Consider the following 10500-nt stretch of genomic DNA (forward strand, 5'->3'; position numbering starts at 1 on the left):
ATTAATGGAGGCAAATCAGCAAATATGAAATTCAGTTTTAACATGGAAGATGCCAGCCAGGTTTTTGTCGGAGCATTTGCTTTAGCCGTCCCCATTTCTTTTTCGGAAGAAGCCTGGCGATTAGGAGAAACGCTCCCCATGAAAAATTTGCTGATGGTATTTATCTTGTCCGTTTTTTTCTTGGGGTTCTTTGCCTATGAAAGTGTGTTTCAGGCCGATATTCGCCGACGTATACCTGTCTTTATTTTCCGGATTGTGGTGGCCTATTTGATCACGGCTTTTGTCGTCTGCCTGGTGCTTCTGGCACTCGATAAACTGCCGTTTCTGTCGGAGCCGTTGTTGTCATTCAAGCGTATTGTGTTGATAGCGATGCCGGCATCTATGGGAGCGATTGTGGTAGACAGCTTTGATAAAGAGTAATGGTGTGTTCCCCTGTTTGAGTGTCGGTTATTAACGCTGTTCTGTGTCGGTGCAGGCTGGTGATTTATTGTTCTTGTGTTAATGTGTTTCTGGACTGACCAGATAAAAGGGATTTGGCATGGGATGGAAAAGAATTGTTGTCACAGAAGCACAAGGGATTGTAACCGTTGCATTAAATCGACCAGATAAATTGAATGCGCTGGATATGGTGATGTTCCACGAGCTGGACGTGGTAAGCCGCCAGCTGCGAAAACGGCGGGATGTTCGGGCGGTGATCCTGACGGGGACTGGCGGCACCTTCAGTAGTGGGCTGGATATAAAAAGTATTGCCACCGCACCACAAAAGGCGCTGCGTTTATTAGCTAAGGTATTACCCGGTAATGCAAACCTGGTGCAGCGGGTGTCCAGAAACTGGCGGCGGATCCCCGCGCCTGTGATTGCGGTGCTGGAAGGGCGCTGTTTTGGCGGTGGCTTGCAAATTGCGCTGGGAGCTGACTTTCGGATTGCTACCCCGGCGTGTGAGCTATCTATCATGGAGGTTCGTTGGGGGTTAGTACCGGATATGGCTGGTTTGCTGTCACTGCGGGAAGTGGTCGCCAAAGATGTGGCGATGAAGCTGACCATGACTGGGGAGATTGTTTGTGGCGAAACCGCCAAACAACTGGGGCTGGTCACTGAAGTTAGCGAGCAACCTATGGCAGCTGCGGAGGAATTTTGCCTGCAACTTCAACAGGCCTCGCCGGATGCACTGGCGGCCATTAAACGCACAACCAACCGATATTGGCAGGCCAGCGAGCGTCGGTTGCTGGCAGGCGAAACTTTTAGCCAGATCCGGCTCTTGCTGGGTCAGAACTTCCGAATTGCGGGCAAGCGGCAGCGTACTCAGCAAGACGAGCAATATCGTCCGCGCCAGCTTTTCTGGTAGGGGAGCAGACTTTAGGTGATTCGCCGGAGCTTCGGGGCTGTCAGGATCTCACATCAGGATCATGAACAGGCTGCGCAATCGCTATATACTTGAAAGTAAACCAGCCGGGTGAGGAACAACAATGCGGCAAAGTGATATTGACGCAATCAAAGTCATTGGGTTTGTCTGCCTGTTTACTTTGGCGGTTCACCTGATCAATGTGTTCCTCAAAGGGCAGCTCAATGACTACGGTTTATTACCGCGTCATTTCAGCCATTTCACCGGTATTATCGCATTTCCGTTTTTGCACGGCTCGTGGGGACACCTGTTCAGTAACCTTGTCTCATTTGCCGTGCTCAGTTATTTGTTATCGCGGTCAGGTCTGGCCCGCTTTATGGCGATTTTTTTGATTAGCTGGATTGGCAGCGGGATTGGGGTCTGGGTATTTGGTCGTATGCATTACCATATTGGATTGAGCGGCATCATTTACGGCCTTTGGACCTATTTGCTGATTTACGCAATTATGTATCGCAGCCTGAAATCAATCGCGATTGCGTTGATTGTGATGTTTCTTTATGGATCTATGGTGTGGGGATTTATTCCAGCTCATGCCTGGGTTAGCTATGAAAGCCATTTTTTTGGAGCGCTGGCCGGGGCTATTGCTGGTTTTTATTATGCACGAAGAGATAAAGCTCGGGATCAATTCGCTTAGGTGTCAGGATGGCGAATTGAATAGTGCAATCATTTAACCTGACAACAGTGGATAAGGAGTCGGTATGCTGGTGACGTTTCACAGTAAAGCGAGTGGCGATATCGTGATGTTTGGTGATATAGCCAAGCAGATGCTGAAAATGATGGGGCAATGCGAGAATATTCCCGGTGTGATTGAAGCCGAGCAGGTATCGGATGCTTTGGCCCATCTTCGTCAGTATATTGATCGCGTTCATCAACTAGAGCAGGCTGCACAGGAATGCGAAGAGGCTGCTTCGGGTACGTTGCCTGGGGATGATGAGCTGGATGAAAAAAATGCCGAGCCGGTGATCAGCATGGCAACCCGAGCCTTACCGCTGGTGAAAATGCTGGAAGCGGCGAAGAAAGAGCAGTGCTTTGTGATGTGGGAGTAATGAGTCTTTATCCTTAGAAGGCCTGCCAGCCTGAGCGATTGGGGCGGCGCTCCACTGAAACATCAGAACCTTCTCACGTTACTGAACAATATGCAGCGGTGCAAATGGATCATCGCTCGGATCATTGACCCAGATATATTCGGCGTTGATGGCGGTTTTTTCTGGCGGTCTCTTCGTCGATGAGATGCGCTATCAGTGCCAGCGACAGATCCATCCCGGCAGCTCTACCGGAAGCTGTGCCGACTGTACCGTCAATGGTCCAGCGAGCAACCGGAGACCAGTTCACCTCAGAGTCGATGCCGGTGACCCACCGGTAGTGCTGTTTACTGGTTGTGGCGGCTTTGCCTTTCATCAATCCCGCCCGGGCCGCCAGCGCAGCGCCGGTTCCAATCGTGCAAATATAAGTTGTGTGTTGGCAATGTTGTTTCAGCCAGTCGATCAACGCGACATTCTCCAATGCCGATTCGCAGCCGCTACCGCCAGGGATCAGCAATATATCGCTCTGGATGTCATCGTCGATGTGGCAATCCGGACAAAGTGTTGGCCCTTGCATACTGGCTACCGGTTCGTCAATCAAAGAAAACATCTGGATCGAAAACTGCGCCGGTAGCAGACCAAACATTTCCAGCGGCCCGCTAATTTCCAGAAGATCGAACTGCTCATAGAGCAGGGCGGTGACGGTGAGGGGACGCGAAACTCGGGTCGATTCGCGCTCTGTCGATTCGCTTTCAGTCATAGAGCCTATTCATGCTGAACATACACTCTTGAAAGCATAGTGCTCATCGATTCAAGACGTGATCGCAGCACAGCGAATGACCCGTGATTTACTTTGGTATTACTTCAGGGACAGCCCGCCATCAATTACTAACGTATGACCGACAATATAACGACTACTATCGCTGCACAGCCACGCGATGGCTTCGGCGATTTCGTCCGGTTCTGCAAACCGCCCGGCCGGAACCAGCTTCTCGACATCCTGACGGATCGTTGGCGCGTCGTGTTGCTTTTGCTCCCAACGCGGGGTCCAGGTAACACCGGGGGCGACCGAATTGATCCGAATGCCGGATTGAATGGCTTCCAGAGCGACCGAGTGGGTCAGACCTTCCAGTCCGTGCTTAGCTGCGCTGTACATTGCGGCACTTGGGGTTGGCCGCAGGCCGTTAATGGAACTCACGTTAACGATGGCACCGCCAGATGACATCAGGGTTAGTTCATGTTGCAGGCATCGGGCGGGCGCCCAGAGATCATCGACCAGCGTCTGGAACAGGTCGTCTGTTGCCACCTGGGCGAACGAACCGCCGGATTGTAATTTCGGCGAGGCATTATTGATGGCGATATCCAGCTTGCCATAGTCCGTCTTGATCGCCTCAAACATCGCTTGTGTTTGCTCTGGTTGCGTGAGATCCACCACTTTGAAATCAACGGCGCTTAACTGCGGATGCTGTGCAACAACAGATTGCCAGTGGTCGGGATCCCGGGCGCAGGTGATGACGGTATGCCCGGCTTGAACCAAGCGTTGTACTGTGGCAAGGCCGATGCCTTTACTGCCACCCGTGACCAGTGCAATTTTTCGTTCCATGCGTTGTTTCTCCTTAGCTTTAATTTAAATTGTCACGGCGAGTTCTTTGTTGAGAGGCATTCGCCCAGTGATGCTGTTGGATCGTAGGCAGAGCGGCTGTCGTAACGGCAGCCGCAGGGAACAAACGGTTGGTGTTATGCAAGGTTGGGGGCGTCGTAGTCCTGTGGTTCGTCGGTGTAGATACAGACATTCCACTTTTCTGCGGTTCCGCTCTCCGCTTCACAGTGCTCGGCAAAAAATGCTTTGATTTCTTCGCGCTGGCAGTGGGCTTCAAACGCGGCCATATCAGCCCAAATTTCATTGAAGGCGATCGGGTAGGACTCGCCTTCGGCAAATGGGCTGGTGATGTGGCGGGTGACAATATATTGCAGGCAGCCCTCTTCGCGCAGGGTATTGGGCTCGAGCGCCTGCAGTGCGGTAAACAGTGCCTGCTCACATCCGGGTTTGGGCTGGAACTGGGCGATGCAATACACTTTCTTTGACATGGTCGATGTCCTTATCTGAGTGAGTGTCGTGAAAAATGTTTTTAAAAAGGGTAGCGCACAGAGAAGGCCAGGATATGATTTTCTATGCCGGTGATCCGCCATTCAGCGCCCATCGAAAAGGCGTCGCTGGTATGAAAACGGGCATGAAGGGACATCAGCGACAAGTCGTCGTGGGCTGAAATGACCCCCACTTTTCCTCCGGTTTCAAGATACGGCAGGATCCAGGCTGACAGTCCGAGGTTGAGTTCAGAGGACACTCGGCCCAGAGCTTTGTCGTTGTCCTCATTTTTGATGGACAGCAGTTTCACCTGACCCGTGATATCCGTAAATTGATTCACCGGGGCATTGAAGCCGAAGCCACCGCCGAGCACCCAGTCATCTTCGAAATGACTTTCTGCTTCCACAATGACATGGGCATTTTGGTGGATTTGCTGGCTAAATGCTGCGCCAATTCCGCCGGGACTGAGTGGTACGCGGACCTCAAAATAGTTATAAGGGAAATTTGCGGCATTCACAGCTGGGCTTAAGCCAGCCACTGATAACAGGGCCACACAGCTCAGCAGTTTCGTCGGCGTCTTTACATTCATGAATAAGTTGTTGCATTTATTTGAGATCCATTAGAAACGATTATGCCAAAATTCATCACAGCAAAGCTATGTGAAATTTGTTGATTGGGTGAAAAGTCATTGACCTTGAGGGACTTTTCACAGAATAAGTCGAGCAGCGTCACTTTCTTCGGCCGTTTCCTTCCGGGCTTACGCAAGACGTTGATGGGGCAACGCTTGCTTCAGAAGCAAAAACACCACGCCCGGAGGAGCGGAGCGAGGTGTTTGCGATATCACATCTCAATGTCGATACAAGCGCGTGTCGGCGTTCAACTGCCTCAGGCGCTTAGCGCCTGCTCCAGATCGGCCAGAATGTCATCGATATGCTCAATGCCGACCGACAAGCGGATCATTTCCGGGCTGACGCCGGCCTGCCGTTGCTCGGTTTCACTGAGCTGACGGTGGGTGGTTGAGGCCGGGTGGCAGGCGAGGGACTTGGCATCGCCAATATTGACCAGGCGTTTGAAGATATTCAGACTGTCGTAGAAACGGACCCCGGCATCGTACCCGTCTTTGAGGCCAAAGGATAAAATCGCTGAAGGTTTGCCGGCCATGTATTTCTCGGCCAGCGGGTAGTATGGCGAACTGGAGAGGCCGGCGTAGCTGACCCAGCTGACGTTCGGGTGTTGCTGCAGATACTCAGCCACCTGGCGGGCATTGTCGGTATGGCGCTCCATGCGCAGCGACAGGGTTTCCAGGCCCTGCATCAGCAAAAAGGCATTCATCGGTGATAAGGCAGAGCCGGTGTTTCGTAGTGGTACGGTCCGGGCACGGCCGATAAAAGCAGCATCGCCAAACGCTTCGGTGTAGACCACACCGTGATAGGACGGCTCGGGCTGGTTAAAGACCGGGAAGCGATCTTTATGCTCGGCCCAGGGGAACTTACCGGCATCAATGATTGCGCCCCCCAGGGTGGTACCGTGGCCGCCGATATATTTGGTCAGCGAGTGCACGACGACATCAGCACCATGGGCAATCGGCTTGCACAGGGCCGGTGTGGCGACGGTATTATCGACGATCACAGGGACGCCCTTGGCGTGAGCCAGCTCCGCCACGCGTTCAAGGTCGATGATATTGCCAGCCGGGTTGCCGATGCTTTCGCAATACACGGCCTTGGTATTGTCGTCAATCAGCTCCGCCAGGCTTTCCGGTTTGTCATCCTTGGCAAAGCGAACCTCAATGCCTTGCTTGGGCAGCATGTGGGCAAACAGGGTATAGGTCCCCCCATAAAGCTGCGGGGTCGAAATAATATTATCCCCGGCTTCGGCCAGCGTCAGGATGGCGTAGTTGATAGCTGCGCTGCCCGCACTAACCACGAGGCCGGCAATACCGCCTTCCAGGGCGGCCAAGCGCTGCTCCAGGACGTCATTGGTCGGGTTCATGATCCGGGTATAAATGTTGCCGGGCACTTCCAGGTTAAATAAGTCTGCTCCGTGTTGGGCGTTATCAAATTCGTAAGCGACGGTCTGATAGATAGGAGTCGCGACAGATTTGGTCGTTGGATCGGTTTCATAACCGTGATGGATGGCCAGAGTTTCGTCTTTCATGTGTCTTCCTTGAGGTCCGTAAAGGCGAATGGTTGTGATGGTTGAATACTCCAGTATGGCAAAGGCGAGGGCGGAAAACTTATAGCCGGATCTCAGGAATCGATTTGTTGAAGTGTAATCAATAGGTTTTTGACTGGGTGTTATTTTCTGTTATAAGTCAGTTGGTTGAATGTTTCATCGTTGATCTTGGTGGAAATGTCGTCTTGCTATACTTACAGCAACAAAGATATTGAGGTGGGTGTGATGAACAAGATTTTCTGCGTTTTGATACTGTCTTGTATCGGATTTGGGTTATTGGGCTGTTCCAATAATCCGTATGGTGACTCTTATGGTGTGGCGGATACCCGGACTGTCCAGCAAGTTCGCTACGGTACGATTATGAAAACAGAGCCTGTGACCATAGAAGGTGAAGGTGAAGTTGTCGGGGCCGTTGCCGGTGCCGCGATCGGTGGTATTTTAGGATCGAAAATTGGTGGTGGTTCGGGCTCGGATATTGCTGCCATTGGCGGCGGGGTACTCGGTGGTGTCGCCGGGACCAAAGCGGCCAAGGGTGTAACTCAGCGACAAGGGGTGAACCTGACGATAAAAATGGACGCGGGGGATACTATCGCCATTGTTCAGGAAGCCAATCCAAGTATGGTTTTCCGAGTCGGCCAGCGGGTTCGGGTCAATATTGATGGTCGTACAGCCCGGGTCGTTCCGGAGTAGATATCAAAGGGATGCTGGTGAGCAGACACACCTTGCCTGCTCGTTGATGAGGAATTTCACTCATCCGCTGAATTGTTGATCTCTCAGGAAAACTTCGCCAAGATGCTGATCACTGAATAATAAGTAGATAACAACATGATGACTTACCTCTCTTGCGTTGAACTGGAGCCGGAAAACGTCGCTGCTTCTGCGGCGGTGATCTGGCTGCATGGCCTCGGCTCTAACGGCCATGACTTTGAAGCGATTGTTCCGGAGCTGGAGATGCCCGCAGATGCCCCGGTTCGCTTTGTCTTTCCTCATTCCCCCTCAATGCCCGTGTCGGTGAATGGCGGCGTGGTGATGCCGGCCTGGTATGACATTCTTGAAATGGGGGCCGGGCGTCGCCTGAATATGGATCAACTGATCCATTCAGCTGGTCAAATCACTGCGCTGATTGATCGCGAAGTTGCCCGGGGCATTCCCAGTGAACGGATTGTCCTGGCAGGTTTTTCCCAAGGGGGCGCCGTCGCCTATCATGCTGCGCTGAGTTATCCTCATAAACTGGCGGGTTTGCTGGCGCTTTCAACCTATTTCCCGACTTCGGACCGGATCACAATCACTGAATCCAATCGCACCATTCCGCTTGAGATTATGCACGGCAGCTATGATCCCGTCGTGTTGCCTGTAATGGGTGAAGCGGCTGTTGAGGCGCTTGAAGCGGCAGGTTGTCAACCAAACTGGCGCACGTATCCGATGGAGCATCAGGTCTGTATGCCGCAGATCCGTGATATTTCCGCCTGGCTGAAGCAGGTTCTGGCATTATAATTAAAAGCTGACACGGGCGCTTATTGTCGATTCGTCCGCTCTGCTAGTGATCATTTTGGTGCGACAGGGTAGAATCGTCCGCCTAATTGCCGCCGGGGCAACGGGTTCTGGCGGCGCCACTTCAGACGAAAGATCTTGCTATGCACTCCCCGGAACACTGCTTTACGCCTTTTCAGCAATCGATAGACCTTCAGACACTGCCGGAGCGATTCACGTTTCCGTTTTATTACGAACCCCATCCACTGTGTTTGCAGGCGGCGGCAGAATTGCAGCGCCACCTGGTAACCCAGCGTAACTGGCAACACAACTTCGGTTTGGACGGGAATACAGAAACGGCAACAGGAAAGATGTTCGGGGTGCTGGTGGTGCAGAACGCACAAGGTGAGATCGGCTACCTGTCGGCATTTTCCGGGAAGCTGGCAGATCAGAACCTGCTGCCTCATTTTGTCCCGCCGGTGTTTGATATGCTTGCGAAAGACAGCTTCTTTTTGGCCGAGCAGGTCGAGATTAACCAAATCAATGCCCGGATAGAAACGCTGGAAGCGGATCCTCAGCTCGCTGAACTGGCAGCTCAGCTCAAGGCGGCTCAACAGCAGGCTGATACAGAAATTACGGCGCTGCAGGGAGAGATCGTTGCAGCCCGTAAAATTCGCAAGCAGAGACGGGCCGAAGGAGAGGCGACCCTGGCTGAAGATGCTTTACAGGACCTGTTGGCGGCACTGGGGCGGGAAAGTATTGATGAAAAGTATCGTGTCAAGGATCTCAAGCGCCACTGGCGCGAGCAGGTCTCTCGGCTTCAAACCCAATATGATGCCCTGGTTACACAAATTGAGGCATTAAAAACCCAGCGCAAACAGCAGTCTTCTGCTTTGCAGGCGAAGATTTTTGCGCAGTACCGCTTTTTAAATGCGCATGGTGACGAAAAGAGCCTGGGCGAGTTGTTTTCTGCGACGCCGCAGGGGATCCCGCCGGCGGGCGCGGGTGAGTGCGCTGCGCCTAAGCTGTTGCATTATGCCTACAAGTGGGGGATGAAGCCGCTGGCGATGGCGGAGTTCTGGTGGGGGCGCTCGCCGAAATCAGAAATTCGCCAGCACCAAAATTTCTATCCGGCCTGCCGGGGCAAGTGCCAGCCGATCCTGGCGCATATGCTTGAAGGGTTGGATGTGGACGAGAACCCGATGCTGACCAACCCTGCTGCCGGTAAAGCGCTGGAGTTTGTTTATCAGGATGAAGCCATGGTGGTGGTAAACAAACCGGCTGAATTTCTGTCTGTTCCCGGCAAAACGATTGAGGACTCGGTGTATTTGCGGATCCGCGAGTGCTTCCCGCAGGCAACCGGGCCGCTGATTGTCCATCGCCTGGATATGTCGACGTCCGGCCTGATGGTTCTGGCGCTGACCAAAGATGCGAACAAGGCGCTGCAACAACAGTTTATCCAACGTACGGTGACCAAGCGTTACGTAGCCCTGATCGAGGGTGAGGTGGATCAGGATGAGGGCGAAATCCATTTGCCGCTGCGTGGCGACATTGATGACCGTCCGCGCCAGCTAGTGTGCCGTCAGCATGGCAAACCGGCAGAAACCTACTGGCAGGTTGCTGAACGTAAAGCAGGCCGGACCAAAGTTTATCTCTACCCGAAAACCGGACGCACCCACCAGCTCCGGGTTCATTGTGCGCATGTAGACGGACTGGCGTCACCGATTGTCGGGGACGATCTGTATGGGGTTCGGGCAGAGCGTCTGCATTTGCATGCTGAGTTGCTTGAGCTGAATCATCCGGTGACCCGGGAGCCGATGTGCTTCCAGGCTGAAGCGGAATTTTGATAGCTTGATGTGGCAGAGTCGGCCATAACACGTATGGCCGATGTTCGTTGTCGATGAGGGTTACTTGCCGGCAATTTTCGCCGCGAGCAGGCCTTGCAAGGCGTAGATGTTGGTTTTGCCGTTAAATTCGAGCTCAATCGGTTCATGCAGGCCCGAGACCCAGATTTTCAGCTCAGCATCCAAATCGAAATGACCGTTGCTTTCAACAGTGTACTGCGTGATCGATTTGAAGGGAATTGTGCGATATTCAACTTTCTTTCCCGTGAGTCCTTGTTTGTCAATCAAGATTATCCGGCGATCGGTCAGCACGATCATGTCACGGATCAGCTTGTACGCCAGCTCGATCTGCTCTGCCGGGCCGAGGATGGTGGCAAGCTCTTCTGTCGCTTCCTCAATCTCCATTTCGCCTGCATTGCCTAAAATGGCGTCAAATATTCCCATTTTTTTCTCCGTTCATGTCATTGATTCAATACAGACTCAGTTTAAGGTAATTACAAGTTA

Annotated in this window: 13 protein-coding genes; 7 read left to right on the forward strand and 6 right to left on the reverse strand. The window is 52.7% G+C overall.

The annotated features are described in order from the left end of the window. The first annotated feature begins 24 nt into the window (after nt 1–24). The 4 genes from NNL38_RS23620 (at nt 25) to NNL38_RS23635 (ending at nt 2448) form a co-directional block, all read left to right on the forward strand. The gene (locus NNL38_RS23620; protein WP_255391320.1) at nt 25–420 is read left to right on the forward strand and encodes a DUF2391 family protein; all 396 of its coding nucleotides are present in this window, start codon (nt 25–27) and stop codon (nt 418–420) included. Between the two features lie 118 nt (nt 421–538). Continuing rightward, on the forward strand, nt 539–1345 hold the full coding sequence (locus NNL38_RS23625) for a crotonase/enoyl-CoA hydratase family protein (protein ID WP_255391321.1): 807 nt from the start codon (nt 539–541) through the stop codon (nt 1343–1345). Nucleotides 1346–1466: 121 nt separating this feature from the next. Then, nucleotides 1467–2036, forward strand: coding sequence for a rhomboid family intramembrane serine protease (locus NNL38_RS23630; RefSeq protein WP_255391322.1), 570 nt, complete (start codon nt 1467–1469; stop codon nt 2034–2036). Between the two features lie 64 nt (nt 2037–2100). Then, the gene (locus tag NNL38_RS23635) at nt 2101–2448 is read left to right on the forward strand and encodes a DUF1840 domain-containing protein (RefSeq protein ID WP_255391323.1); all 348 of its coding nucleotides are present in this window, start codon (nt 2101–2103) and stop codon (nt 2446–2448) included. Between the two features lie 121 nt (nt 2449–2569). Here the strand turns inward: NNL38_RS23635 and NNL38_RS23640 are convergent, their stop codons facing one another. The 5 genes from NNL38_RS23640 to NNL38_RS23660 form a co-directional block, all read right to left on the reverse strand. Next, nucleotides 2570–3184 (reverse strand): DJ-1/PfpI family protein, encoded by a 615-nt coding sequence (locus tag NNL38_RS23640; protein ID WP_255391324.1) that lies wholly within the window; start codon nt 3182–3184, stop codon nt 2570–2572. Between the two features lie 99 nt (nt 3185–3283). Beyond that, nucleotides 3284–4027 carry an SDR family NAD(P)-dependent oxidoreductase gene (locus NNL38_RS23645; protein WP_255391325.1) on the reverse strand — a complete coding sequence of 248 codons (744 nt, stop codon included), beginning with the start codon at nt 4025–4027 and terminating at the stop codon, nt 3284–3286. A 134-nt stretch (nt 4028–4161) separates the two neighbouring features. After that, nucleotides 4162–4512 (reverse strand): putative quinol monooxygenase, encoded by a 351-nt coding sequence (locus NNL38_RS23650; protein WP_255391326.1) that lies wholly within the window; start codon nt 4510–4512, stop codon nt 4162–4164. A gap of 41 nt (nt 4513–4553) precedes the next feature. After that, nucleotides 4554–5099 (reverse strand): hypothetical protein, encoded by a 546-nt coding sequence (locus NNL38_RS23655; protein ID WP_255391327.1) that lies wholly within the window; start codon nt 5097–5099, stop codon nt 4554–4556. Nucleotides 5100–5395: 296 nt separating this feature from the next. Then, nucleotides 5396–6664, reverse strand: coding sequence for an O-acetylhomoserine aminocarboxypropyltransferase/cysteine synthase family protein (locus tag NNL38_RS23660; protein ID WP_255391328.1), 1269 nt, complete (start codon nt 6662–6664; stop codon nt 5396–5398). Between the two features lie 243 nt (nt 6665–6907). Here NNL38_RS23660 and NNL38_RS23665 point away from each other — a divergent pair, with 243 nt between their 5' ends. The 3 genes from NNL38_RS23665 (at nt 6908) to NNL38_RS23675 (ending at nt 9999) form a co-directional block, all read left to right on the forward strand. Continuing rightward, entirely contained in the window at nt 6908–7372 is a 465-nt protein-coding gene (locus NNL38_RS23665; protein ID WP_255391329.1) for an outer membrane lipoprotein, read from the forward strand. A 138-nt stretch (nt 7373–7510) separates the two neighbouring features. Continuing rightward, entirely contained in the window at nt 7511–8176 is a 666-nt protein-coding gene (locus tag NNL38_RS23670; RefSeq protein WP_255392322.1) for an alpha/beta hydrolase, read from the forward strand. A gap of 140 nt (nt 8177–8316) precedes the next feature. After that, nucleotides 8317–9999: an RluA family pseudouridine synthase gene (locus tag NNL38_RS23675; RefSeq protein WP_255391330.1), complete on the forward strand. Its 1683-nt coding sequence runs from the start codon at nt 8317–8319 to the stop codon at nt 9997–9999. Between the two features lie 60 nt (nt 10000–10059). On the opposite strand, the gene NNL38_RS23680 is transcribed toward NNL38_RS23675, so the two are convergent. Then, nucleotides 10060–10440, reverse strand: coding sequence for a PH domain-containing protein (locus NNL38_RS23680; protein WP_255391331.1), 381 nt, complete (start codon nt 10438–10440; stop codon nt 10060–10062). Between the last annotated feature and the right edge of the window lie 60 nt (nt 10441–10500).

The sequence above is a fragment of the Photobacterium atrarenae genome (genome assembly GCF_024380015.1).
Lineage (GTDB): Bacteria > Pseudomonadota > Gammaproteobacteria > Enterobacterales > Vibrionaceae > Photobacterium > Photobacterium atrarenae.

Bases quoted from the DNA above. Each gene is read 5' to 3' on its own strand.
- NNL38_RS23625 (WP_255391321.1), top strand. From the start codon at position 539: ATGGGATGGAAAAGAATTGTTGTCACAGAAGCACAAGGGATTGTAACC.
- NNL38_RS23630 (WP_255391322.1), top strand. From the start codon at position 1,467: ATGCGGCAAAGTGATATTGACGCAATCAAAGTCATTGGGTTTGTCTGC.
- NNL38_RS23650 (WP_255391326.1), bottom strand. From the start codon at position 4,512: ATGTCAAAGAAAGTGTATTGCATCGCCCAGTTCCAGCCCAAACCCGGA.
- NNL38_RS23660 (WP_255391328.1), bottom strand. From the start codon at position 6,664: ATGAAAGACGAAACTCTGGCCATCCATCACGGTTATGAAACCGATCCA.
- NNL38_RS23675 (WP_255391330.1), top strand. From the start codon at position 8,317: ATGCACTCCCCGGAACACTGCTTTACGCCTTTTCAGCAATCGATAGAC.
- NNL38_RS23635 (WP_255391323.1), top strand. From the start codon at position 2,101: ATGCTGGTGACGTTTCACAGTAAAGCGAGTGGCGATATCGTGATGTTT.
- NNL38_RS23620 (WP_255391320.1), top strand. From the start codon at position 25: ATGAAATTCAGTTTTAACATGGAAGATGCCAGCCAGGTTTTTGTCGGA.
- NNL38_RS23655 (WP_255391327.1), bottom strand. From the start codon at position 5,099: ATGAATGTAAAGACGCCGACGAAACTGCTGAGCTGTGTGGCCCTGTTA.
- NNL38_RS23680 (WP_255391331.1), bottom strand. From the start codon at position 10,440: ATGGGAATATTTGACGCCATTTTAGGCAATGCAGGCGAAATGGAGATT.
- NNL38_RS23645 (WP_255391325.1), bottom strand. From the start codon at position 4,027: ATGGAACGAAAAATTGCACTGGTCACGGGTGGCAGTAAAGGCATCGGC.
- NNL38_RS23640 (WP_255391324.1), bottom strand. From the start codon at position 3,184: ATGACTGAAAGCGAATCGACAGAGCGCGAATCGACCCGAGTTTCGCGT.
- NNL38_RS23665 (WP_255391329.1), top strand. From the start codon at position 6,908: ATGAACAAGATTTTCTGCGTTTTGATACTGTCTTGTATCGGATTTGGG.
- NNL38_RS23670 (WP_255392322.1), top strand. From the start codon at position 7,511: ATGACTTACCTCTCTTGCGTTGAACTGGAGCCGGAAAACGTCGCTGCT.